Origin of the sequence: Kitasatospora sp. NPDC127067, from assembly GCF_042724755.1 — a bacterium.
GTDB lineage: Bacteria > Actinomycetota > Actinomycetes > Streptomycetales > Streptomycetaceae > Kitasatospora > Kitasatospora lactacystinica.
Window position 1 is genome coordinate 18,131 of record NZ_JBHXEM010000076.1, and the last position, 24,454, is coordinate 42,584.

At 74.8% G+C, this 24,454-nt stretch carries 19 protein-coding genes; 8 read left to right on the forward strand and 11 right to left on the reverse strand.

The window, feature by feature from the left end:
- Window positions 1-126: 126 nt before the first annotated feature.
- A complete protein-coding gene (locus ACFWJ4_RS26745) occupies window positions 127-1,812 on the forward strand; it encodes a hypothetical protein (RefSeq protein ID WP_380547882.1) in 1,686 nt (561 codons plus the stop codon).
- Window positions 1,813-2,024: 212 nt separating this feature from the next.
- On the opposite strand, the gene ACFWJ4_RS26750 is transcribed toward ACFWJ4_RS26745, so the two are convergent.
- The 4 genes from ACFWJ4_RS26750 to ACFWJ4_RS26765 form a co-directional block, all read right to left on the reverse strand.
- Window positions 2,025-2,624 carry a TetR/AcrR family transcriptional regulator gene (locus ACFWJ4_RS26750; protein ID WP_380547885.1) on the reverse strand — a complete coding sequence of 200 codons (600 nt, stop codon included), beginning with the start codon at window positions 2,622-2,624 and terminating at the stop codon, window positions 2,025-2,027.
- Window positions 2,625-2,700: 76 nt separating this feature from the next.
- A complete protein-coding gene (locus ACFWJ4_RS26755; RefSeq protein ID WP_380547888.1) occupies window positions 2,701-3,750 on the reverse strand; it encodes an agmatine/peptidylarginine deiminase in 1,050 nt (349 codons plus the stop codon).
- A gap of 53 nt (window positions 3,751-3,803) precedes the next feature.
- Window positions 3,804-5,525: an urease subunit alpha gene (locus ACFWJ4_RS26760; protein WP_380547891.1), complete on the reverse strand. Its 1,722-nt coding sequence runs from the start codon at window positions 5,523-5,525 to the stop codon at window positions 3,804-3,806.
- A complete protein-coding gene (locus tag ACFWJ4_RS26765) occupies window positions 5,522-6,232 on the reverse strand; it encodes an urease subunit gamma (RefSeq protein ID WP_359908019.1) in 711 nt (236 codons plus the stop codon). The genes ACFWJ4_RS26760 and ACFWJ4_RS26765 overlap by 4 nt, the downstream gene beginning before the upstream one ends.
- A 690-nt stretch (window positions 6,233-6,922) precedes the next feature.
- Here ACFWJ4_RS26765 and ACFWJ4_RS26770 point away from each other — a divergent pair.
- Together ACFWJ4_RS26770 and ACFWJ4_RS26775 are read left to right on the forward strand one after the other, a co-directional pair.
- Entirely contained in the window at window positions 6,923-7,297 is a 375-nt protein-coding gene (locus ACFWJ4_RS26770) for an ATP-binding protein (protein ID WP_380547894.1), read from the forward strand.
- A gap of 526 nt (window positions 7,298-7,823) precedes the next feature.
- Window positions 7,824-10,166, forward strand: coding sequence for a SpoIIE family protein phosphatase (locus ACFWJ4_RS26775; protein WP_380547897.1), 2,343 nt, complete (start codon window positions 7,824-7,826; stop codon window positions 10,164-10,166).
- A 66-nt stretch (window positions 10,167-10,232) separates the two neighbouring features.
- On the opposite strand, the gene ACFWJ4_RS26780 is transcribed toward ACFWJ4_RS26775, so the two are convergent.
- The 5 genes from ACFWJ4_RS26780 to ACFWJ4_RS26800 form a co-directional block, all read right to left on the reverse strand.
- Window positions 10,233-11,339, reverse strand: a complete 1,107-nt coding sequence (locus tag ACFWJ4_RS26780; RefSeq protein ID WP_380547900.1) for a DUF2637 domain-containing protein — start codon at window positions 11,337-11,339, stop codon at window positions 10,233-10,235.
- A gap of 214 nt (window positions 11,340-11,553) precedes the next feature.
- A complete protein-coding gene (locus tag ACFWJ4_RS26785; RefSeq protein WP_380547903.1) occupies window positions 11,554-12,477 on the reverse strand; it encodes a (2Fe-2S)-binding protein in 924 nt (307 codons plus the stop codon).
- Window positions 12,478-12,637: 160 nt separating this feature from the next.
- Window positions 12,638-13,480 (reverse strand): hypothetical protein, encoded by an 843-nt coding sequence (locus tag ACFWJ4_RS26790; RefSeq protein ID WP_380354328.1) that lies wholly within the window; start codon window positions 13,478-13,480, stop codon window positions 12,638-12,640.
- Window positions 13,481-13,755: 275 nt separating this feature from the next.
- Complete coding sequence (locus ACFWJ4_RS26795) at window positions 13,756-14,604, reverse strand: hypothetical protein (protein WP_359908005.1); 849 nt, start codon at window positions 14,602-14,604, stop codon at window positions 13,756-13,758.
- 174 nt (window positions 14,605-14,778) lie between these two features.
- The gene (locus ACFWJ4_RS26800) at window positions 14,779-15,396 is read right to left on the reverse strand and encodes an NTP transferase domain-containing protein (RefSeq protein ID WP_380547906.1); all 618 of its coding nucleotides are present in this window, start codon (window positions 15,394-15,396) and stop codon (window positions 14,779-14,781) included.
- Window positions 15,397-15,526: 130 nt separating this feature from the next.
- Here ACFWJ4_RS26800 and ACFWJ4_RS26805 point away from each other — a divergent pair, with 130 nt between their 5' ends.
- From ACFWJ4_RS26805 to ACFWJ4_RS26815, 3 genes are all read left to right on the forward strand, one after another.
- Window positions 15,527-15,706: a hypothetical protein gene (locus ACFWJ4_RS26805; RefSeq protein ID WP_380547928.1), complete on the forward strand. Its 180-nt coding sequence runs from the start codon at window positions 15,527-15,529 to the stop codon at window positions 15,704-15,706.
- A 142-nt stretch (window positions 15,707-15,848) separates the two neighbouring features.
- Window positions 15,849-16,619 carry an HNH endonuclease family protein gene (locus ACFWJ4_RS26810; protein ID WP_359907996.1) on the forward strand — a complete coding sequence of 257 codons (771 nt, stop codon included), beginning with the start codon at window positions 15,849-15,851 and terminating at the stop codon, window positions 16,617-16,619.
- Window positions 16,620-16,689: 70 nt separating this feature from the next.
- Window positions 16,690-18,255: an alpha/beta hydrolase gene (locus ACFWJ4_RS26815; protein WP_380547908.1), complete on the forward strand. Its 1,566-nt coding sequence runs from the start codon at window positions 16,690-16,692 to the stop codon at window positions 18,253-18,255.
- A gap of 78 nt (window positions 18,256-18,333) precedes the next feature.
- Here ACFWJ4_RS26815 and ACFWJ4_RS26820 read toward each other — a convergent pair whose 3' ends face one another.
- Both ACFWJ4_RS26820 and ACFWJ4_RS26825 read right to left on the reverse strand, forming a co-directional pair.
- Window positions 18,334-20,754 (reverse strand): glycosyltransferase family 39 protein, encoded by a 2,421-nt coding sequence (locus ACFWJ4_RS26820; protein ID WP_380547911.1) that lies wholly within the window; start codon window positions 20,752-20,754, stop codon window positions 18,334-18,336.
- 71 nt (window positions 20,755-20,825) lie between these two features.
- Window positions 20,826-21,947 carry an alpha/beta hydrolase gene (locus tag ACFWJ4_RS26825; RefSeq protein ID WP_380547913.1) on the reverse strand — a complete coding sequence of 374 codons (1,122 nt, stop codon included), beginning with the start codon at window positions 21,945-21,947 and terminating at the stop codon, window positions 20,826-20,828.
- Between the two features lie 150 nt (window positions 21,948-22,097).
- Between ACFWJ4_RS26825 and ACFWJ4_RS26830 the strand changes: the two genes are divergently transcribed.
- Both ACFWJ4_RS26830 and ACFWJ4_RS26835 read left to right on the forward strand, forming a co-directional pair.
- Window positions 22,098-23,024: a hypothetical protein gene (locus ACFWJ4_RS26830; RefSeq protein ID WP_380547916.1), complete on the forward strand. Its 927-nt coding sequence runs from the start codon at window positions 22,098-22,100 to the stop codon at window positions 23,022-23,024.
- A gap of 176 nt (window positions 23,025-23,200) precedes the next feature.
- A partial coding sequence (locus ACFWJ4_RS26835; protein ID WP_380547919.1) for a putative Ig domain-containing protein occupies window positions 23,201-24,454 on the forward strand: 1,254 nt, incomplete at its 3' end.

Here is a 24,454-nt window from a genome sequence, read left to right on the forward strand (position 1 = left end):
CCGGGATGTTCCGGTGGGTGACCGGTTGTCGCCGAAACCCGGACAGGGTCGTCGCAGGTGGAGAACAATGTCGTCAGCCCGGCCCGCCGGGGGCGGCGCGACCACGGAACGACCAGGAGCCGCCAGATGAGCAAGCAGGGTGCACCCGCACAGCCGCACCGGCCGGACGACGGTTGGTGGGACGCCGTCTACGACGGTCCGACGGGCACCCTCCCGGACACCCCGCACGCCGACCCGGGGGACGGCAGCGTGGACGACTGGTTCGACACGGCGGCCGGGCTCATCGGGCAGCAGCGCTCGGCGGAACCGGCACCGGAACCGGCACCGGAACCGGCATCGGAGCCCGAGCCCGAGCCGGAGGCGGCCGTAGCGGCTTCCGGAGAGCCCGACGGCACGGCGGGCCGGGACAGCATCGACGACTGGTTCGACACCGCGGTCGGCGTGATCGGCGGAGCGGAGGGGATCGGGCGTCAGCGGACCTCCACGGAGACCCACCGGTTCCAGGCCCCCGACTTCGCCGACGACGCACCGAGGACGGCGCGCGCGCAGGACCCGGAGCAGGACCCGGAACCCGCACCCAAACCGGAACTGGAACCCGAACCCGAGCAGGTCCCGGACCCGGACCCGGTCTCGCTGGAGAAGCCCACCCCGCCGCCCGCCCCCGAACCGGCGCAGCCGGACCCCGAACCCGCCGTTGCCGAGCAGCCCGAGCCCCCCGAGGAACTGGTGCCGCTGGTGGAGGCGGAGAAGTCCGAGCCGCCCGCCCCCGCCCCCAGCTCCGCCCCCGAGCCCGAACCCGTCCACGCCTCGGAACCCGACCCGGAGCCCGTGGCCCAGACCGCCGCCGTCCCCGACCCCCGCCTGGCCGTCCGCGCACCGCTCGCCGACGGCGGCGCCGCGGTCCCGCACGTCGGCGAGCGCCCGCCGACCTACGGACCCGAGCCGACGACCGTACCCGAGGCGGACCCGGGCGCACTGCGCGCGCTCGTCCCGGACACCGTGCTGGACGGCGCCCAGTACGGTCCGTCCGTCCTGCGCGCCGCCTCCGTCCGGGGCGACTCCGCGCGCTACCGGGGCGAGCCGCGCCGCGACTCCCTGCTGGTCACCCGGTTCGGCGAGGGCCCGGACGGGCTGCTGCTCGCGGTCCTCGGCGGCTTCGACCGTACGGGCGGAGCCGCGGAGGAGGAGATGGTCACCCCGGAGGCGATCGCGGCCGCCAGCGGGGAGGCGTGCCACCAGCTCGCCGCCGCGATCGGGCGCAGCCGGGCCGGCCTGGCCGCGGACCTGCGCGACGGTGCCCGCGACCGGCTCCGCTACGGCCTCCAGCGCCTGGCCACCGGTGCGGCCGCCCCGCTGCGCGCCCTGGCGCCGCAGCCGGAGGGGGACGACACCCCGTCCCCGGCGTCGCTGCACTGCCTGATGGTGTCGCTGGACCCGGAGGCCGGCTACCGCGCGGCCTTCGGCGTCGGTCCGGGCGGGCTCTACCTGCTGCGCTCGGGCCACTGGATCGACGCCTACGCGGCCCGGCTGCTGCACCACCCGGACGGTCAGCCGCCGTTCCCCGAGGCCCCGGTGCCCGGCCCGCGCCCGTTCCGCTTCCGGCTCGTCCCCGCGACGCCGGGTGACATCCTCCTCCTGTGCACTCCGGGCCTCGCCCGGCCCATCGCCGACGAGCCGGCCGTCGCGCACTTCCTCTCCACCCACTGGGCCCACCCCCACCCGCCGGGCACCGTCGACTTCCTCCGCCAGGTCCAGGTCCGCGCCAAGGGCTACGCCGATGACCGCACGGCCGCCGCCATCTGGACCGAGTGACCCCGTGCCACCCCCGACCCCAACCCGCCCGAAGACCCAATCCGGCCCCACCCCCGCCCGGGCGCGCGTGCGCAGGTACCTCGGCACCGGCCGCGCCGAGGGCGAGTCTGTAGACCGGTCTGCATATTCTCTGCCCGCCCCACCGAGGTGATGCGCAGGAAGTCGGCCGGGCCGACTTCTCGCGCGGCCGCGGGCGGGAGCCGCGGGCGGGTTCAGGTGCGCAGGAGGATGCCGGTGACGGCGGTGGCCTGGGTGAGGGCGGCGGGGCGGTGGGCGTCGGGGAGGCCGATGGCGATGGGGACGGCGAGGCCGTCGAGCAGGGCGCGGATCTGCAGGGCGCGGTCGGCGGCGGGGCCGGGGGTGAAGTGGCCGGCGGCGGCGCCCTCCTCGATGAGGGCGACCAGGTCGGTGTGCCAGGGGGCCTCGATCTCCTGCTGGCCCTGGCGGATCTCGGCGCTCGCGGGGGAGCGGCCCCACACCTCGACCCAGAGGATCCAGCGCGGGTCGCCCGCGCCCTCCGGCAGGTAGAGGCGCAGGTAGGCGTCGAGGCGCTGCCAGGGGTCGAGGATGCGGTCGGCGAGGGCCTCGCGGCGGCGGGCGCCGAGCTGCTCCTCGCTCCAGCGCAGGGTTTCCAGCAGCAGTTGGTCCTTGCTGCCGAAGTAGTAGAGCAGGTGCCCGGCGCTCATCTGGAGCTGCTTGCCGAGCCCGGCCATGGTGAGTTTGGCGAGCCCGTGTTCGGCGATCGCGGCCCGGGCGGTGGCGAAGACCTCCTCGCGGGGGCGGGCCGGCCGGCGCGGGCGGGGGTCGGCCATGTGCGGGTCTCCTCGGTGGAACGGGGCCTCGGAAGCCGTCCGGGCGGGGGCGCGGGGCCCCCGCCCGGACGGGGCGTCAGAGCGCCTTCGGCTGCTGCTGGGTGATGCAGTGGATGCCGCCGCCGTTCGCGAAGATCTCGCGGGCGTCGACGAGTTCGACGGTGCGGCCCGGGTAGGCCTCGGCGAGGATGGCGGCGGCCTCCTGGTCGCGCGGGTCGTCGAAGGCGCACAGGACGACCGCGCCGTTGGCCACGTAGTGGTTGATGTAGGAGTAGTCGACCGGCTCGCCGTCCTCGTCCAGCAGGACGGTGGGGGCGGGCAGTTCGACGACCTCCAGCGGCCGGCCCCGGGCGTCGGTCGAGGCGCGCAGCACGGCGACCAGTTCGCGGCAGACCTCGTGGTCCGGGTGCGAGGGGTCGGGCTGGACGTGGGCGACCACGACGCCGGGGCGCACGAAGGAGGCGACGATGTCGATGTGTCCGCGGGTGCCGAACTCGTCGTAGTCACGGGTGAGTCCGCGCGGCAGCCAGATCGCCTTGGTGGTGCCGAGGAAGGCGTGCAGCTCGGCCTCGACCTCCTCCTTGGTCCAGTCGGCGTTGCGGCCCTCGCCGAGCTGGACGGTCTCGGTGACCAGCACCGTTCCGTCGCCGTCGACGTGGATGCCGCCGCCCTCGTTGATCAGCCGGGAGGCGAAGCGCTGCACCCCGGTCAGTTCGCCGATGTGCTCGGCGATGTGCTGGTCCTTGTCCCAGCGGGCCCAGGACTGCGCGCCCCAGCCGTTGAAGATCCAGTCGGCGGCGGCCAGCGAGCCCTTGCCGTCGATCAGGAAGGACGGGCCGATGTCGCGCATCCACGCGTCGTTCAGCGGGCGCTCGACGATGTCGACCCGCTCGGAGACGTACTTGCGGGCCTCCTCGGTCTCACCGGTGTTGACGATCAGCGTCACCGGCTCGTACCCGACGATGGTGTCGGCGACGGCGGCCCAGGCCCGGCGGGCGGCGTGCAGCTGCTCGGGGCCGTCGAAGGTGGGGTTGGTGGTGGGGAAGGCCATCCAGGTGCGCTCGTGCGGGTGCCACTCGGCGGGCATCCGGTAGCCGAGGGAGGCGGGTGTGGGGGTGGTCGTCATCGAGTCCTCAAGAGGTCCGGGGCCTTGGCGCGGGGGGTCGGAGCGCGGGGGGGTCAGAGGAAGTAGAGGCGGCTGAGCGAGACGCTGTCCGCGGGTTCGGAGCGCAGCGGCGAGCCGTCGAGCGAGACCAGCCCGGTCTCGGTGACCTCGACGTGGCCGACGCGGGCGTTGCGCACCATGTCGCGCGGTCCGATGCCGCGGGTGCCCCGGACGCCGACCCGGCGGCGGCGGGTGGGCAGCCCGTCGGCGGCCCGGTCGAGGTACGCGCCGTCGGCGGCGGCCTGGGCGACGAAGGCCACCGAGATGTCGGCGGCGGTCGCGCCGTGGGCGCCGAACTGCGGTCCCAGGACGAGCGGTTCGCAGCGGTCGGTGGAGGCGTTGGGGTCGCCGACCACGCCGTACGCGGGGAATCCGGCCTTGAGGACCAGCTGCGGCTTGGCGCCGAAGTGGTCCGGGCGCCACAGCACGATGTCGGCGAGCTTGCCGATCTCGATGGAGCCGACCTCGTGCGCGAGGCCGTGGGCGATGGCCGGGTTGATGGTGAGCTTGGCGATGTAGCGCAGCACGCGCTCGTTGTCGTCGCCGCTCTCCGTCGTGCCGTACGAGCCGGCGCCGTCGAGCGGGCCGAGTTCGGCCTTCATCTTGCCGGCCATGGCGAAGGTGCGGCGCACCGTCTCGCCGGCCCGGCCCATGCCCTGGGCGTCGGAGGAGGTGATGCCGATGACCCCGAGGTCGTGCAGGACGTCCTCGGCGCCCATGGTGCCGGCCCGGATGCGGTCGCGGGCCATCGCGGCGTCGCCGGGCAGGTCGACCTTGAGGTCGTGCGCGGAGACGATCATGCCGAAGTGTTCGCCGAGGGCGTCCCGGCCGAACGGCAGCGTCGGGTTGGTGGAGGAGCCGATGACGTTCGGCACGCCGGCCATCTTGAGCACGTTGGGGACGTGTCCGCCGCCGCAGCCCTCGATGTGGAAGGCGTGGATGGTCCGGCCCTCCAGCACCTTCAGGGTGTCCTCGACCGACAGACACTCGTTCAACCCGTCGGTGTGCAGGGCGACCTGGACGTCGTACTCCTCGGCGACCCGCAGCGCGGTGTCCAGGGCGCGGGTGTGCGCGCCCATGTCCTCGTGCACCTTGAAGCCGGACGCCCCGCCCTCGGCCAGCGCCTCGATCAGCGGGGCCTCGTCGGAGGACGAACCTCGGCCCAGGAAGCCGATGTTGACGGGCCAGGCGTCGAACGCGTTGAAGGCGTGGCGCAGTGCCCAGGGCGAGTTGACGCCGACGCCCCAGACCGGGCCGAACTCCTGGCCGATGATGGTAGTGACGCCGGAGGCCAGCGAGGCCTCCATGATCCGCGGCGAGAGCAGGTGGACGTGGGTGTCGATGGCGCCGGCGGTGGCGATCATGCCCTCGCCGGAGACGATCGTGGTGCCGGTGCCGACGACCACGTCCACGCCGTCCAGGGTGTCCGGGTTGCCGGCCCGCCCGATCGAGGCGATCCGGCCGCCGATCAGGCCGATCGAGGTCTTGCGGATGCCCTGGATCGCGTCGATCACCAGCACGTTGCTGATCACGACGTCGCAGGTGTCCCGGACCGCGGCGGGCTTGAGGTGCAGGCCGTCGCGGGCGGTCTTGCCGAAGCCGGCCAGGAACTCGTCGCCGGGCGCCTGGGAGTCGGATTCCACGCGGACGATCAGTCCGCTGTCGCCGAGCCGGACCCGGTCCCCGGCGCGCGGGCCGTGCACCGAGATGTAGTCGTGCGGGGTGATGGATGTCACGACTCGACCTCCGCGTCGTCGAAGTGGGTGAGGTAGCCGGTGGCGCGGGCCTTCGCCAGGGCGGCCTCCTTCGCGCCGGGCGCGTCCAGCGGGCCGTCCACGAGCCCCGCGAAACCGATCGCGACCCGCCCGCCGCCGATCGGCACCAGGCCGACCTCGACGGTGGCGCCGGGGTCGAAGCGCACCGAGGAGCCGGCCGGGACGGCCAGGTGGGTGCCGTAGGCGGCGGCGCGGTCGAAGGCGAGCCGCGGGTTGGCCTCGAAGAAGTGGAAGTGCGAGGTGACCGAGATCGGCACCGCGGAGGTGTTGTGCACGGGGAGCAGCAGTGTCTCCTCGACCGGGTCGTAGCCGGCTCCGTCGCCGATCAGCGCGCCGCCGGGGGCCTCGTCGCCGAGCGAGCCGGCGCCCTTGAACGGGTCGTTGACGACGGCGAGGCGGGTGCCGTCCTCGAAGACGGCCTCGACCTGGACGACGGTGACCACGTCAGGCACGCCGGGCAGGACGTCGTCGGCGGTCAGCACGGAGCGGCCGGCCTCGATGGCCTCGGCCAGGCGCCGGCCGTCGCGGGCGGCCTCGCAGACGGCGTCCGCGATCAGGGCGGTGGCCTCGGGGATGTTGAGGCGCACGCCCCGGGCGCGGCGGGCGCGGGCCAGCTCGGCTGCTGTGAAGATCAGCAGCCGGTCCCGCTCGGTGGGGGTCAGTCGCACGGTTCCTCGCTCGCGGTCGCCGGGGAGGGGGTCGGCTCGGGGGCCTGGGGGCTGTCAGGGGTGATGTTAGAACATCGTTCAAACATCTCGGGTCATTGAACCCGCACCGGGCCGCCCTGTCCAGCGTTGCCGCTCCGCGGGGGTTCGGCTTGCTGGGCGGGGGATGGGGGTGAGGGGCGTGACGGGGGTGGCGGGCCGGGAGGGTCCGCGGACCGCCGCCCGGACCCGCCGCCCGGCCCCGGCCCCGGCGCGCGGCGGGAGCGGGGCGGGGGCGCGCGGTCGGGCGCGCGGTCCGTACAGGCGCCGGGTGTGCGCGGGATCGGGTGGCGGCGCCCTCGAAAATCGCCTCTGCGCTTCGCAAACCTGTCCGGCGCGGGCAGTTGGATCACGCGAACCACTCCGTGCCCCTTTCACCCCACGTGATCGGACGCACACTGTTGCAAACGCCGTCAACTGGGCATGAGGATGAGTGGTCAGAACGAGGGGGCCACCCGGCCGGCGGGGGATCCGGAGGCGGGGGCCCGGATTTCAGGGCGGGGGCATGGGTTGATGGACGGTCAGTCGCGATTCCCGCGGCAGCGGACGAGTTCCGGCGACGCCTACCGGTCCGGGCCGGTCCAGGGGCCGACCGGCAGCACCGGGACGACCCTGCCGGGTGCACCGGCTCCGGGTTGTGCCCTGCACCGGCGGTTGCACCTCACGCTCGATCCGGCGGACCTGGTCGGAGTGGGCGCGGTCCGGCGGCGGCTGCGTTCGGCGCTGAGCCACTGGGGGGTGCCGGAGCTGTCCGACACCGCCGAGCTGCTCTCCTCCGAGCTGGTCACCAACGCGCTGCTGCACACGGGCAAGGGCGCGGTGTTCGACGCGGTGCTCGACTCGGACCACCGGCTGCGGATCGAGGTGCAGGACGGCACCAGCAGACTTCCCGGGCGCCGCCGCGATCCGGAGGCCGAGTACGCGACCTCGGGGCGCGGCCTGCTGCTGGTGGAGGCGCTCGCGGACTCCTGGGGCGTACAGCTGCGCGGCGACGGCAAGGTCACCTGGTTCGAACTCGCCACGCCCTGATCCCGGCCCCGGCGCCGGCACAGTCTCTCGGCATCGGCATCGGCATCGGCATCGGCATCGGCACCGGTCTCGGCATCGGCGCGGCCACGGCCCGACGGCCACGGCCCGACGGCCCCGGGCCCGCCTCCGGGGTCGCCGCCGGGGTCGCTACCGGGCCCGCCGCCGGGGTCGTACGATTGTTCGCCGTCGATTGATTCGCTGTCGAAGGAAGCCCGGAACAGAAGGCGGAACGAAAGGTTTCCGGCCCGTTGGCATTGCCGCTCGGCCGAACATTGGCCAGGATGGTGGGAATGTGTGTCCACGTGCGGGAAGCAGCGGGGAGACCGAACCTCGACTGGCCACCGTCCGTCGCACCGTCCTATCCAGCACGACCCATCACACCGCCATGCGGCCCGTCCGGACGGTCGGCGCGGTCCGCCACGGCAGCGGCAGGAGCAGCATGCCCACTGAGCCCGAGTCGCCGGGGCCGGCACTTCCTCCCGGCGCGGCGCCCGCCGTCGAGCCGCGAACCGTGGAACCGCGAAGCGTGGAGCCGCGCACCGTCGATCCGAGAGCCGCCAGGCCGCGAGCGGTCGGACAGCGGGCCGTCGAGCCGCGCGTCGCCGAGCAGCCGGGCGCCCCGGAGCCGCGCACTCCCGGGCAGCCCGTCGCCGGCGCCACCACCACCGGGACCGGCCGGGCCCGGCCGCCCGCCCAGCCCACGCGCCGCGGCTCCGCGGTGCGCCCGTCGCCGAGCCTCGCCGCCGCCCGGCTGGCGCCCGTGCTGTCGGGCGGACTGCCGCCGTCCTCCGCGGACACCATGCCGGACTGGCTGGAGCCCGCGATGGCGGCCAACGGCATCGGCTCCTTCGACTGGGACATCCGCCGCGACGTCCTGGAGGGCGACCAGCGGGCCTGCACGATCGTCGGACTGGACGCCCTGGAGCACGGTCGCTTCGACCGCACCGCCGCCTCCTTCCTGGCCCTGCTGCACCCCGAGGACGCGCCCGTGGTGCGCCGCCGGGTCGAGCGCGCGGTGGCCGAGCTGGGCCAGTGCGGCGCCTACTACCGCACGGTCGGGGCGAAGGGCGGCATGCGCGCGGTGCGCTTCCGCGGCCGGGTGCTCGCCGACGCCTTCGGCCGGGCCTCCCGGATGGTCGGCTTCGTCTGGGACGCCACCGTCGAGCTGCACAAGCGGGACCACGCCGACCGGATGGCGCTGCTGCGCGAGGAGCGCTCCCGGTTCATCAAGGAGGCGGCGCGCGCCCTCTCCGAAGCCGTCACCGTGCGTGACGTGGCCCGGGTGTTCACCGAGCTGCCGCTGCCCGGGCTGCCGCCGGACGGCCTGGTGCTGGCCTCCTTCGAGGCCGGCCGGGCGCAGATCCTCGGGGCCTCCGGTTACCGCGCCGACACGCTGGCGGTCTGGGACCGCACCGTGCTGCCGCCCGGGCACCCGGCGGCCGAGGCGCTGCGCCACCGCACGCCGGTCTTCGTCTCGACCCGCGAGGAGTTCCGCGAGGGCTACCCCGAGGTGTGGGAGCCGACCAGCCGCAGCGGCCGGGGTTCCTGGGCGTACCTGCCGCTGGTGGCCAGCGGCCGGGCGATCGGCGTGTGCGTGGTCAGCTTCGACGACGAGCGCGAGCTCGACGCGGACGAGCGCACCCTGCTCACCACCCTGGGCGGGCTGGTCGCCCAGTCGCTGGCCCGGGCCCGGCTGCACGACGCCGAGCACGAGCTGGCGGCCGGCCTCCAGCGGGTGATGCTGCCGCGCACCGTCCCGTCCGTCCCGGGCGTGACCACCGCGGTGCGCTACCTCGCGGCCGGCTCCGGCCTCCAGATCGGCGGCGACTGGTACGACGTGGTGCCGCTGCCCGGCGGACACGTCGGCCTGGTGATCGGCGACGTCCAGGGGCACGACGTGCACGCCGCCGGGATCATGGGCCAGCTGCGGATCGCGTTGCGCGCCTACGCGGCCGAGGGCCACCCACCCGCCGCCGTGATGGCCCGCGCCTCGCGCTTCCTCGCGGACCTCGACACCGACCACTTCGCGACCTGCGCCTACGCCGAGGTCAACGTGGACTACGGCGTGGTCTACGCCGTCCGGGCCGGCCACCTCGACCCGGTGGTGCGCCGCGCGGACGGCACCGCCGCCGTGGTGCCGGTGGCCGGCGGGCTGCCGCTGGGCATCGACCCGGACCAGGAGTACCGGGTCACCCGGTTCAGCCTGGACCCGGGCGAGACCGTGCTGCTCTGCACGGACGGCCTGGTCGAGGCGCGCGGCATGGACCTGGACGAGGGCGTCGCCCGGCTCACCCGGGCGCTCGCCCGCCCGCTGCCGGACGCCGCGCAGGCCGCCCGCGACCCGCTGGAGGAGCTGGCCGACCGGATCGCCTCCGAGGCCGCCGACTCCAGCGAGCGCGAGGACGACATAGCGCTGCTGCTCCTGCGCTGGGACGGCCCGGCCGGCGGCCTGACCGCCCAGCAGCTGCGCCGCCGGATCGGCCAGGCCGATCTGGCGCGGGTGGCCGAGGTGCGGGCCGAGCTGCGCGACGCGCTGCGTCGCTGGGGCGTGGCCGAGTTCATCGACACCGCCGAGCTGCTCTCCTCCGAGCTGGTCACCAACGCCATCCGGCACACCGACCGGGACGCCATGTTCACCGCCCGGCTCTACCGGGAGCCGGAGGCGGACGGCGGCCGGGCCCGGCTGCGGGTCGAGGTGGAGGACGAGTCGGACCTCTGGCCGACCCGCCGGACGCCGGGGGAGCAGGCCTCCTCCGGGCGCGGGCTGATGCTGGTGGAGGCGCTCGCGGACTCCTGGGGCGTGGAGCCGCGCGGCACCGGCAAGCGGATGTGGTTCGAACTCAGCGGGACGGCGGCGGCAGCGGCCTGACCCCTGTTCGGTTCCGCCTCCCCGGGGAGGCGGTGCGCCGCCCCGGGGGGACCGGGCCGGAGGGGATCAGCCGAACTGCTGCTCCAGGTCCTTCAGTTTGCGTTCCAGCGAGTCCAGCCGGGGCAGGGTGACGGTGTCCTCCTCCATGGTGAGGTCGATGGTGCGCCGCTCCGGACGCGCCGGCAGGCCCGGCTGGACGACCGCGCCCTCGGCCGGCTCCACCTCGCGCGGCGCGGCGGCCCGTTCCACCCCGGGACGCTCGGCCCGGACCCGCTCCGCCGCGGACCGTTCCACCCCGGGACGCCCCGCTCCGGGGGCCACGGCGGCCACGGCGGGCTCCGGGCCGGACTCCAGCCGCCGTGCCGTCGCGCCGCCGACGCGCCGCCAGGCGCTGTTGGAGCGGTTGATCGCCCGGATCTCGGCCCGTTCCCGGCGCCCCGCCAGCTTGCGGCGCTGCTTCTCGACGGTGCGCTCCCGCCTGTCCTCGCGCACCTCGTCGACCGCCTCGTCCAGGCTGCGGACGTTCTCCAGCAGCATCAGCGACCAGGCCGCGTAGGTCTCGCGCGGGGCGCGCAGCCAGCGGACGATGCGGATCTGCGGCAGCGGGCGGGGGACCAGGCCCTGTTCGCGCAGCGCGGCCCGGCGGGTCTGCTTGAGCGCCCGGTCGAAGAGGATCGCCGCCGAGAGGGACATGCCGGAGAAGAACTGCGGGGCGCCGGCGTGGGTCAGCCCGCGCGGGGCGTGCACCCAGTTGAACCAGGCCGAGGCGCCGGCGAAGAGCCAGACCAGCAGCCGGGAGCCGAGCGCCGCGTCGCCGTGGCTGGCCTCGCGGACGGCGAGTACCGAGCAGAACATCGCGGCGCCGTCGAGCCCGAACGGGACGAGGTACTCCCAGCCGCCGGACAGGCCGAGGTTCTGTACGCCGAAGCCGACCAGGCCGTGGAAGGAGAGGGCGGCAGCGACGCCGGCGCAGCAGAACAACAGGGTGTAGGAGGCGCCGCCGTACAGGGATTCCTTGCGGCGGCGCCGTTCCTCGGAACGTTCCCAGGAATCGGGGCCGGCGGTGGAGGAGGTGGCCCCCCGGCTGCGGAGCAGGGCCACCAGGAGTGCGCTGACCAGCAGCCCCACGACCACAGTGATCGCCCATCCGAGCGGTATGTCGGACAATTTCATCGCCGGAACCGGCCTCGCTTTCCTGCGTCGCTTTTCTGCGCCGTGATGGCGGGGACCATCATGGCGGATTCCGCGCGGAGGAATGGCCGATTCGCCGTCAATGCGCTGAGGAGAGGGATTTCTGACCCGGTGACCATCGCATGGTCATAGGAATGCGACGTGGGTTTTTCCAGGAATGGCGGGCTTTTCGAACCCGATGTCGAACGGCTTTTCGTCAACGCCGCGTGACGCGCGGGCAGCCGCCGCACATGTCCCTCGGATCGGCGGTGTAGACGAGGCAGCAGCTGGCCCGGGACCGGTCCGGGGACGGGGCGCTCTCCGCCCCGGGCGCCGGGGGCGCGAAACCGGCGCCCGGGGTGAAGGGTGCCGGGGCCGGGGCGGGACGGTCGTCCGCGCCGGGCGTGCGCGCGGGGTCGAGGACCCCGCCGGGCGCCAGCAGCGCGGTCAGTTCGGTGCGCGCCCGCTCCCGCTCCCCGAGCAGCCCGCCCGCGTACCAGAGCCCCTCCACCACCGCGTCGGTGGCCATCGCCCAGAGCACCCGGGGTCCGCGCCGGGCCTCCGGGCCGAAGGCGGTGAGCACCGGGGCCAGGAAGGTGCCCAGGGCGGACCGCAGGGCGGCGGCCAGCGCCGGCTCGTCCGGCACCGTCCGGGCCCGCCCGGAGCCGGCCGCCGGGTCCTCCGGCAGGCAGGCGAACTCCGCCGCGCGGACGGTCAGTTCGACCGCGTCGGGGCGCCTGCGCAGCGCGACGTCCCGCAGGGCGAGCAGCGGGACGCGCCGCTCCAGGAACCACGGCAGCGTGAACAGCAGCGAGACCGGCCAGACGAAGCGGTGCAGCCCGAAGCCGGCCGCGACGTCCGGGCGCAGCGGCTGCCCGTAGCGGGCGAGGCCCTGCCGGGCGTCGTGGGCGATCAGCTCGCGCACCGCCTCGGGGCGGGTGGTGAGGTCGGCGGCGGGCAGCCAGCCGTCGCGGCGCCGGGGCGGGGCGCAGCGCACCGTCAGAACGGGGGTGAGTCCGGACAGCCGGTGGTACGAGGGAGCGCCCGGGGTGGTGGGAGCGGGGGCGGGGACGGCGGTGCGCGCCCCGGTGGTGCGGGGGGCGCGCGGCCTGGGGCCGGGCCGGGTGCTGCTCGCGGTCATGGGCGGCCCCATCGGGTCGACCGGGGCGCCCATGGTCCGCCCGGCGGTGCCCGGCGGCACGGGCCCGTCGGACGCGGCCGGACCGGGGCATGGCGGTGCCCGGGGAACGGCAAGGCGACCTGGCCGGGGTACTGCTCCCCCCGGCCAGGTTAGCCTCACCTTAGCTGATTGTTCCTCCGGTCTCGCTCGCGATGCGCCCGTCCGAGGGAGGCCCCGGCGCACGGGAGGCGGCCAACTGGCGCGCGAGCCAGACCGGCACCCCGCCCAGGCCGGCCACCAGCCGGGCCGCCTCGGCCCGCAGCCGCGCGGCCTCGGGCGGCTCGGACACCTCGGCGAGCGCCGCGAGCGCCGGTGCCACCCCCACCGTGAAGCCGAGTTGCTCGCGCAGCCGCAGGGAGGCCTCGAAGCCCTCCCGGGCGTTCCCGCGGTCCCCGCGCGAGAGCGCCAGCGCGGCCAGGTGTCGCCAGGTGTACGAGCGCAGCAGTTCGTCCCCGCGCTCGCCGGCGCCCTCGTGCGCCCGGCGGTAGGCGATCCACGCGGCGCTGCGGTCGCGCAGCAGGTTCTCGGCCACCAGTCCGCGCCGGAAGTCCAGCAGCGGGCGGCCCGGGGCGTCCGGCGGCAGCAGCGCCGAGGTGCGGCCGAGCGCGGCCTGCGCCTCGTCCAGCCGGTCCCGCGGGCCGAGCACGCTCGCCACGTACGCGAGGAAGCCGCGGGCGCAGGCGGCGGCCGCGCGCTGCTCGGTGCCGGAGGCCAGTGCCTCCGCCAGGCGCAGCGCCTGTTCCGCCTGGGTCCAGTGCGCCGCGGTGAACAGGCACTGCTCGATGAGGAGTTCGGCCCGCCCCAGGGCCGCTTCCGGGTCGTGCTCGGCGGTTGGCCGCAGCAGTTCGGCGGCCTCCTGCCAGCACCCCCGGGACCTCAGCCGCCACACGGTGTCGCCCGGTTCCTCCGCTGCCGCCCGCCCCCGCTCCTCCGGGCCGCTCGGGTTCCATCCGTGCTCCGACAACGCCACCTCCTTGTGTGCGCCATCCGGCAAGCGCGCGGACCTGCCCCTGAGGCCCTGCCGCCACGACCCGCACGCATGGCGACGGCAGGGCGAAAGGCCCGCGCTGTGGCCGCAATTCAACACGGGGGTGAGCTTGTGCACCAGATCACGAGCGAAGGTTGTTGCTTTTGGAGGAAAAATGATCTAGGGGTGCGCACGGGAGGAGACGCCGGAGGAGACACGGGAGGGGGAGGTGGGGGCGGAGGTGGGGGCGGCCCGGCGGGCCGCCCGGTGGGTCAGGAGGTCCAGCCGGTCTCCATCAGGGCCTCGGCGGCGCCGTTCGCGGGCTGCGGCACACCCGCCAGGTCCAGGCTGAACAGGGCGACCAGCAGCTGTTCGCCGCGCACGGTGGCCTGGTGCGAATAACCCGCGAGGGTGAACATCGCGGCGGCCATCTCCTCGGCGTGCAGGGTCTGCAGCCAGAGGCACTCGACCGACTTCACGTCGGCGGGCTCGGTCCAGGTGTCCACCTGGGCGACCATCCGGCTGCCCAGCAGGGTGACCCCGTCGCGCTCCTGGGCCTCGGTCAGCTCCAGGTCGTCGAAGCCCAGCCACTCCAGGTAGCGGGCGGCGGTGAACACCGCGTCCTGCGAGGTGCGCACCGGATGGGGGCGGAACGGCGCGCGGTGGCGGAACGGTCGGGGGCGGCCGGCCGAGGGCGGTGCGGGCGGGGCCGGGGCGGGCGCGTTCATCGGGTGGGCCGGGTACGGGCGGGCGGCCTGCGGGCCGGGGGCGGCGAGCGGGGCGGCGGTGCCGCCGCCCAGGCGGGTGGCGCGGTCCACCGGCAGCCGGACGGTCGCGCCGCAGTTGCAGGTGAACTCGGGCTGCGGCCACTGGTCGGAGCGGCCGCAGTGCGGGCAGCGCATGCTCAGCCAGGAGTCCTCCCAGGAACGGAAGCGCACCTGCACCGGCACCCCGCCGCGCAGCAGCGGCACCTTGAGCGAGGCCCCGCACGGGCAGGGGAGGGAGGGAGGTTCGTAGAGGTGCTCGCGGCGGCAGGCGGGGCAGCGGATCGCCCGGGCGCCACCGCCCGGCCCCGGCCGCGTGGGGTCGTGTCCGGTGAAGTCGTCGGGCAGTCCGGCCATCGCGGGCTCCGTCCGTCGGGGGCGGGTGGGTGGGACGTTTCCCATGCTCCCCGAAATGTCCGGCGCCGGGCGCGGAATGAGGCAATCCTCAGGGACGGATCAGGGGATCCTGCCCGCTCGGGTGGGGGCGGAATCCTCCCCGAGGGGGATGTCCGGCGGGCCGGACCGGGACGTTCACCCGGCGGACCAGCGGGCCAGGTCGGCGGGCGTGTCGAGGTCGTCCGGGGCGGCGACGTCGGCGCACTCGACCAGGACGAGCTCCGCCGCGTGCGCCGCCAGCAGGGCGCGGGCCCCGGCGTCGCCGCGGGCGCCCGCCGCCGCCTCGGCGAAGTGCCGGGCGCCGATCAGCACCGGGTGCCCGCGCCGCCCGCCGTAGGCCGCCGCGGCCAGTTCGGCGCCCGCCCGGTGGGCGGCCAGCAGCCGGGCCACCGCGGCCGGGGTGACGCCCGGGGTGTCCACCAGCATCACCAGCGCCGCCGTGGCGTGCGGCGGCAGGGCGGCCAGGCCGGCCCGCAGCGAGGAGCCCATGCCCTGCGCCCAGTCCGGATTGCCGACCAGCCGGCAGCCCGGCAGGTGCGCGGTGGCCCGCACCCGCCCGCCCTGCGCGCCCAGCACCACCGTGACGTCCGCGCAGCCGCCGGCCCGGACCACCGCCACCGCGTGCTCCACCAGCGGCCGGCCCCCGTACCGGAGCAGTGCCTTGGGCCGCCCGCCCAGGCGCCGCCCGCCCCCGGCGGCCAGGACCAGGGCGGCGACCGGGCCCGGTCCGGCGGGTGTCGGCGCAGTCTGCATGGGGCCAGCCTGCCCGGTCCGGGCCGGGGCGCGCATTGTGGGAAGCCACAAGGGGAAGCCGCGCGCGGCGGCCGCGGCCCGGCGGTTCGGCCGCTGGCCGGGCCGGGCCCGGGCCCCCTGTACTGGGGCGATGAACACCGCACCCCCACCCGTACCCGGGGCCGCGCCCCGCCCGCCGGTGGACCGCTTCGGCCGGGTCCACACCGATCTGCGGGTGTCGTTGGCGGTGGCGGGCAAGGGGCCCGGGCACGCCATCGGCAGCGCGCGGTTCGTCCGGCCCGACCGTCCGATGTCGGCCATCGGCGGCTGAACGCCCCGCCGGGGCGGGGCGGCATGAGCGGGTGTGAGCTTCGACATGCTCCGGGCCGGCCCGTGGCGTCGGCTTGACCTGCTCTCGGGGCGGCTGATCTGCTGGTTCGCCGTCACCCCGCCCCTGATCCCGGGAGTTCTCCGTGCCCGCCCGCCGCACCACCCTGTCCGCCGCCACCGTGTTCCTGATATGCGCGCTCGCGCTGGTCGGCTGGCTGATCGGCGGCCGCGACCACAAGTCGACCGGCCCCAAGCCCGGTGGCGGCGCTGTCGCCGGGGCCACCGGCACCAGCCCGCTGCAGAACCCGGACGGCACCAAGCCCGGCCTGGCGCCGCTGACCACCCCCGAGGAGCGGAAGGCCGGCCGGGACGTCATCGCCAAGGTCGCCACCGCCGCCGTCGGCACCAAGGACGGCTACGACCGCAACGAGTTCGGCCCCGCCTGGACGGACAACGTCGACGGCGTCCCGTTCGGCGGCAACAAGTGCGACACCCGCAACGACCTGCTCGCCCGGGACGGCACCGGCGTCGAGCACAAGGACGGCTCGGACTGCACGGTCACCGCGATGACCATCTGGGACCCGTACACCGGCAAGAGCGTCCAGTGGACCAAGCAGCAGGCCTCCAAGATCCAGATCGACCACGTGATGCCGCTCTCCTACGACTGGCAGATGGGCGCCAGCAAGTGGGACAAGGCCAAGCGCGTCCAGATCGCCAACGACCCGCTCAACCTGATCCCCGCCGACGGCTCGCAGAACGCCTCCAAGGGCGACTCCGGCCCGGCCGCCTGGCTGCCCGCCGACACCGGGATCCGCTGCTCCTACGCGGTGCGCTTCGCCCAGGTCTCGCTGAAGTACCAGCTGCCCGTCACCGACGCCGACAAGAAGGCCATGCTCCAGCAGTGCGACGGCTGACGGACCGTTGACCCCGGCCGGGGGCGGGTGCGATGTGCTTCGGACGCAGGTCGGATGGTATTCGTGGGCGGTGCCCCCGATCACTTCCCGGTTCCCCCGCTCGTCCGGGCGCGCCGTGCCCGCCCTCGCCGCCGTCCTCGCCCTCGCGCTGTCGAGCGGCTGCACGGGCGGCGTCGCCCGGCCTCCGCTGGACGAGCGGGTCGCCGCCACCGCGACACCCGCCCTGCGCGCGCTCTACGACCAGCACATCGACTGGCAGCCCTGCCCCGGCGACGACGGCGCCGACCCGGACACGGCCGTCGTGCGGTGCGCCACCCTCAAGGTGCCGCTGGACTACGCCGACCCGGGCGGCCGCACCATCGACGTCGCTGTCACCGAGGTGCCCGCCGCGGACCGCGAGCACCGGCTCGGGGCCCTGCTGCTCAACCCCGGAGGGCCCGGCAACTCCGGTGTCAAGATGGTCCGTTGGGGCTGGAAGAACTATCAGGGGCCGCTGCACGACCGCTACGACCTGGTCGGCTTCGACCCGCGCGGCACCGGCGACACCGTCCCGGTCCAGTGCCTGGACGACTCCACGCGCGACGAGTGGGACGCCACCGACGACCCGGACTACGGCCGCGGCCGGGTGCTCGCCGAGGCCTGCGAGGCCCGGCACGCCGACCTGCTCCCGCACCTCGGCACCCGCGACACCGCCCGCGACCTCGACGTGCTGCGCGGCGCCCTCGGCGAACGCCGCCTGGACTTCCTCGGCTTCTCCTACGGCACCCACCTCGGCGCCCGTTACGCCGAGGAGTTCCCCGAGCGCACCGGCCGGCTCGTCCTCGACGGCGCCGTCGAGCACGGCGTCCCCACCGCCCGGCTCGGCATCGAACAGGCCGTCGCCGCCGAGGACGGGTTCCGGGCCTTCGCCGCCGACTGCGCCACCGAGGACGGGGACTCCTGCCCGTTCGGCCCCGACCCGGCCGCCGCCCCGCAGCGCCTCGCCCGCTTCCTCGACGGCCTGCGCGAGCACCCGCTGCGCACCGCCGACGGCCGTACGCTCACCGCCGCGCTCGGCTGGGGCGCCGTCCTGGACGCGCTCGCCGACGGCCACCAGTCCTGGTCCGGGCTGCGCGACGCCATCGAACCGGCCGTCACCCGGGGCGACGGCGAGAGCCTGCTCGCCCTCGCCGACAGCGTCTACGGACGCGGCGAGGACGGCCGCTACCAGAGCGTGGCCGACGCCTTCGCCGCCATCTCCTGCGCGGACGGCCCGCCGCCGCCCACCGACGCGGAACTGCGCCCGGCCCTCGCCGAACTCGCCGCCCGCGCCCCGCTGACCACCGGGCACGACCCGACGGGCACCCTGCTCGTCCCGGACTGCCGGGCCTGGCCGTACCGCTCGCCCGAGCTGCCGCAGCCCGTCCGGGCACCGGGCAGCGCGCCGGTCCTGGTGATCGGCTCCACCGGCGACCCGGTCACCCCGTACGCCTGGGCGCAGCGGCTGGCCGGCGGGCTGGAGCACGGCGTGCTGCTCACCCGGGACGGCGACGGGCACATGGCCTACTACCGGAGCAGCTGCGTCCGGGACGCGGTGGCCGCCTACCTGGTGGACGGACGGCTGCCGGAGGCGGACACCCACTGCGCGACCGACTGAGGACGGGCGGCCGGGGACGACGGAAGGGGGCGCGCCGCGCGAACGCGGCACGCCCCCTTCGGGGTTGCGGGCCCACCGTCAGGAGGTGGGGGCCGTCAGGTCGTAGAAGGTGGTCGAGCCGATGGTCTTCGCGGTGAAGTGGGCGGCCACCCAGGACGCGATCCGGGCGGACTCGTTCTGCTGCCCGCCCTCGTCGCCGCCCGCGCCGCCGAAGCCGCGGTGGGAGCCGCCGGCGCCGATGAACCAGTGCACCTTGCCCTCCTGGACGTACGTCCGGAACCCGTCCAGGGTCAGCGAGGGGTCGGTGCCGTTGAAGCCGCCGAGGGCCATCACCGGTTCGCCGGTGGCGAGTTGGTAGCCGGCGGCGGTCTGCGAGCCGATCGTGGCGGCCGCCCAGGTGTAGTGGTCGGCGTTCTCCTTCAGCATGGCGGCGACCTCGTCGGTCACCTTGGGGCCGTCGAGCAGGCCGCCCATGCCGCCGGGGGGCGGGCCGCCGGCCGTGGCGCCGCCGGGGAGGCCGTCGGTGCCCGTGCCCTCGGGGGCCTGCGCGCCGGGGAAGCCGTTGCCACTGCCAGTGCCGCTACCGGCGCCGCTGCCGGTGCCGCGCTCGTGGCGGCCGTTGCCGTGGTCGGTGCCCGCCCCCGTGCCGCTGCCCGGGAAACCCTGGCCGCCGGGGAAGCCCTGGCCGTTCTGCCCGCCGGGGAAGCCCGGCTGACCGCCCTGGCCGAAGCCGCGCCCGTTGCCGCCGCCCGGGAAGCCCTGGCCGCCCTTGCGCCCCGTGCCGCCCGGTCCGAACGCGCCGTCCACGCCCGGCCCGGCGGTCACGATCGAGCCGGTGTGCGGGGTGTTCACGGTGTCCACCGCGTACGCCGCCGGACCGCCGAGCGCCGCCGCCAGGCCCACCAGGCCCGCCACCGAGGCGATCCGCGCGCCGGTCCGGCCGGAGAACCGCCCGGTCGGCGAGCCGACGACCAGCGGACCGGCGGCCAGCGCCGCCGCCGCGAGCAGCCCGCCGACCAGCACCGCCCAGCGCAGCCACGGCACGAAGTCCGGGCTGCGGCCGAGCAGCACGAACGCCCAGACCGCCGTCACCGCGAGCGTCCCGGCCAGCACCAGCGCCCAGGGCAGCCGGTGCCGGGCCCGCCACAGGCCGTCCACACCCATGCCGACCAGCGCCGCGACGGCCGGGGCCAGCGCCACCGTGTAGTACTGGTGGAAGATCCCGGACATGAAGCTGAAGATCAGCGCGGTGGAGAGCAGCCAGCCGCCCCAGACCAGGAAGGCCGCGCGGGCGGTGTCGGTGCGGGCGTAGCGGCGGGTCGCCCAGAGGGCGGCCACCAGCAGGATCAGCGCGGCCGGCAGCAGCCAGGCGATCTGTCCGCCGATGTCGGTGCCGAACATCCGGGTCAGCCCGGTCCGGCCCCAGCCGTGGCCGCCGCCGCGCATCGCACCGCCGGGCAGGTCGAGCCCGGCCGGCATCCGCGCGCCGCCGCCCACGCTGCCGGTCTCGTCGCCGTTGATCCGGCCGAGGCCGTTGTAGCCGAAGGTGAGCGAGAGGAAGCTGTTGTCCTGCGAACCGCCGACGTACGGGCGGGCGGAGGCGGGCAGCAGCTCGACGACCGCCACCCACCAGCCGCCGGCCACGACCATCGCCGCGCCCGAGAGCAGCAGCTGCCGCACCCGCCGCCACAGGCCGGTGGGCGCGACGACCAGGTAGATCACCGCGAACGCGGGCAGCACGAGGAAGGCCTGCAGGGTCTTGGTGAGGAAGGCGAGGCCGAACACCACCCCGGTGAACACCAGCCACCGGGTGCCCGCCGCCTCGACCGCGCGCACCAGCCCGTACGCGGCCAGCGTCAGCAGCAGCACCAGCAGCGCGTCCGGGTTGTTGAAGCGGAACATCAGCGCCGCGACCGGGGTGAGCGCCAGCGCGGCGCCCGCCAGCAGGCCGCCGAGCGGGGAGAAGCGGCGGCGCACCGTCGCGTACAGCACGCCGACGGTGGCCGCTCCCATCAGCGCCTGCGGGGCCAGCACCGACCACGAGGAGAGGCCGAAGATCCGCGCCGACAGGGCCATCGGCCACAGCGAGGCCGGGGGCTTGTCGACGGTGATGAAGTTCGCCGCGTCCGAGGAGCCGAAGAAGAAGGCCTTCCAGCTCTGGGAGCCGGCCTGCACGGCGGCCGAGTAGAAGGAGTTGGCCCAGCCGGAGGCGCTCAGGCCCCACAGGTAGAGGACGGTGGTCGCGGCCAGCAGCGCCAGCAGGGCCGGGCGCACCCAGCGCGGGTCGTCCGCGCGCCCGCGCCAGGCGCGGGCCGGGAGGGTGCGCAGCCGGTCGGACCAGGATGCCGGACCCTTGGGGCCGGTGGGCGGCAGGGGCTGCTCGGGGAAGAGCGGCGCCGGGTCCGGCCGGACCGGGCCGGGCGGCACCTCCGGCGGCGGGTGGTTCGCGGCCTCGGGCCACGGTTCGCCGGCCGGAGGGGAGTAGCTGCTCGTGGTCATGCGCCATACGGTGGGTGGCGCGGCTGAGAGAACCGTGAGACGGGGCTGTGAGGCGCGTGTGATCCGGAACGTCAGGCGGATGGCGGCATGGTGAGGTGCTCGCCCAGCCACTCCAGGGCCGGGGGGATCTCCCGGGTCCAGGTGTGGAAGTTGTGGCCGGCGGTGTCCAGGGTGATGGTGGACATCTTGGTCGGGGCCTTGAAGGCGGCGACCATGGCCTCGGTCTCGTCGCGGTTGTTCTCGTCCTTCGCGGTGGTCAGCAGCAGCGAGACCGGGGCCGGCGGCTGGTTCTTCAGCCGCCACAGCAGGTCGTTCTCCTGCTTCAGCCGGTCGTTGCCGCCGAAGAGGTCACCGGTGGTCGCGTCGTGGGCGGCGCTGTAGTAGCCGGAGAGGGCGACCGCCGCGCGGTAGGAGTCGGGCTTGCGCAGCGCGAACTTGAGCGCGCAGTAGCCGCCGGTGGAGTTGCCGATCACCGCCCGGTTGGCCGGGTCGGTGCCGATCCGGTACGTGGTGGCGAGGGCCTTGGGCAGGTCGGTGGTGAAGAAGGTCTCCACCTGGGGGCCGTTCGGCACGTCCACGCACTCGGTGTCGCGGTCGCCGACCAGGGTGGGGCGGGTCATCACCAGGACGGTCGGCGGCAGCTTCTTCTGCTCGATCGCGTTCAGCGTGGACGCCGGGTACTGCATCAGCGAGATCAGCTTCTCCGGGGTGCCCGGGTAGCCGGTCAGCACCAGGGCCATCGGGAAGCGCTGCTTGGCGTAGTCCGGCTGGAAGTACTGCGGCGGCAGGTAGACGTACGCCTCGGTGGTCAGACCGCTGCCGGCTCCTTTGACGTCGACCTTCTGGATCAGGCCGGAGCGCTCCGGGTCCGAGCCCTGGGCGGAGTAGAACTTCTGCTCGCCGGTGACGGCCACCCCGGAGGCGTTGGGCTGGTGGTCGACCACCGTGCCGAGCCCGCCGCTGGTGCCGAGCAGGTCGGTCCAGGAGCTGTAGAAGCCGAAGTAGCTGTTGGCGATCAGGCCCATCGCGGCCAGGACCGACACCTGGGTGGCGAGGAACGCGCCGATCCGGCCCAGCCACGCCTTCCAGCCCTTCCCGCCGAACCGCGGCCAGAGCCACATGGTGGCGGCGAAGACGGCGATCGCGAGGAGGGAGGCGATGATCTGGAGCGGGAGTCCGGTGAGACTGAGCACGAGCCCGATCGTAGTTGACCTCCGTGGAGGCTCCGGGGCGGCCCCTTCCGATGATCGTCCTTATCGGGTTGACCCGGGTGGTTCGTGCTCGGCAGCATGTCGCCCCGACGCGTACGGGGAGTGCGCGGCGGATGACAGCGGGGTGGGGTCGTGAAGTCGATGCGGTTCGCGGGGTCTTCGGGTGGGGCGGGTCTGGCGGTCGGCGGGGTGCTGCTGCTCGCGGCCTGCTCCGGCGGGGGTGGGACGGCGGCGCCGAGCGCCTCGGCGACGGTCGTGCCGAGCGCCTCGGCGACGCCGTTCGGGACGACGCTCGCGCAGTCCCTGGAGCCGGTCGGCACCGGGCTGTCGAAGGTGGCCGCGGCGACGACCATGAAGGAGGTCGAGACCGCGCTCGCCATCGTGGAGTCCAATGCCGACCGCGCGGTCCGGAGCCTGAAGGCCGCCGGCGCACCGGACGGGGTCGACGCGGCGCGCACCGAACTGGTGACCGGCCTGAACACGCTCTCCTCCGAGGCGCTGACGATCCGCACCGACCTCAACCTCAAGAAGTACTGCACCGTCGGCGTCATCCAGGCGCAGCTCGGCGGCGGCCATGGACTGGTGGCGGTCCCCGCCGCGCTCGCCAAGCTCGCGACGGCCGGCCAGCCGGCCGCCCTCACCGTCCCGCAACTGCCCAAGCCGCAGCCGCAGCCGCGGGCCCAGGAGAACGGTTCCCCGGTCCGCGACGGCGGGAACCGCGGCAAGGGGGAGCTGACCGTCACCAACAACGGGGACGTGGACGCCGTCGTCTCGGTCGTCCAGGACGGCCGGGCCGTGGCCTCGATGTACGTGGTCAAGGGGCAGAAGGCCACCATCGACGGCATCAAGTCGGGCTCGTACGCCTTCCACTACACCACCGGAGTGGACTGGGACGCCGACGTGAAGCAGTTCACCCAGGACTGCCGGTTCGTCAAGGTCGGTGACAAGCACGAGTTCGAGCCGTCCGGGACGACCTGGACCTTCAAGCTCCGCGCGGAGGGCGGCGAGGGCACCGGCAATGCCGCCTGGCTGACCGCGGCCACCGCCCCGCAGCCGTAGCCTCCGCCCGTAACGGGCATACCGGGACGGGTCGTTGCCTTCGGATGGCACGACCCGTGCCGGGCAGTGGCGAGTTCGGTCACAATCCTTGACCTCTTGAAGTGGCCATGGCACTTTCGTGCGGCGCGGGCGTCGGCGACCAGTCGTACACCCCGCGATCCCCCACAAGGAGAGCCATGTTCAAGAGATTTGTTGCGGTGGCCGGTACCAGTGCCGTCGTCGCGGGCGGGCTGGCCTTCGCCGCCGCCCCCGCGCAGGCCGTCCAGGCGGCCGACCTGACGTCCACCATCGCCCTGAGCAACTGCTCGGCCTCGCTGGTCCGTTACCCCACCTCGGTGGCCGGCGACCGCGCGCTGATGCTCACCAACGGGCACTGCCTGCCGACCATGCCCTCGGCCGGCCAGGTGATCCAGAACGCCACCGCCAGCCGCAGCGGCACCCTGCTGAACGGCGCGGGCAACAGCCTGGGCACCGTCCAGGCCGACAAGGTGCTCTACGCGACGATGACCGGCACCGATGTCGCGCTCTACCAACTCACCGACACCTACGGGTCGATCAGCTCCAAGTACGGCGCCACCGCGCTGACCATCAGCGACTCGCACCCGACCGACGGCGCGTCGATGTACATACCCTCGTCGTACTGGAAGCAGGTCTGGAACTGCTCCGTCAACGGCTTCGTGCCGACCCTGCGCGAGGACGAGTGGACCTGGCACGACTCGCTGCGCTACAGCTCCGGCTGCAACACCACGCACGGCACCTCCGGCTCGCCGATCGTCGAGTCCGCCAGCGGGCGGATCATCGGCATCAACAACACCGGCAACGACGACGGCGCCATGTGCACCCTCAACAACCCGTGCGAGGTGGCCGCCGACGGCACCACCAAGGCCTTCAAGGGCCAGAGCTACGGCGAGGAGACGTACTGGTTCACCACCTGCCTGAACTCCAGCCGGGCCATCGACCTCAACGTCTCCGGCTGCCTGCTCACCAAGCCGGCCGGCAGCGGCACCGTCTCGGTGACCAACCCGGGCAACCAGTCCACCGTCGTCGGCGGCGCGGTGAACCTCCAGATCGGCGCCTCCGGTGGCACCGCCCCGCTGTCCTACGCCGCGACCGGCCTGCCCGCCGGGCTGTCGATCAACTCCTCCACCGGCGTCATCGCGGGCACCGTCTCCACCGCGGGCAGCTCCACCGTGACCGTCACCGTCACGGACGCCGCGGGCACGTCGGCCTCCACCTCCTTCACCTGGGCGGTCTCCACCGGTGGCGGCAGCTGCACCCCGGCGCAGCTGCTGGGCAACGCGGGCTTCGAGACCGGCACCGCCACCCCGTGGACGACGTCCAGCGGCGTGGTGGACAACAGCTCCTCCCAGGCGGCCCACGGCGGCTCCTGGAAGGCGTGGATGAACGGCTACGGCTCGACCCACTCGGAC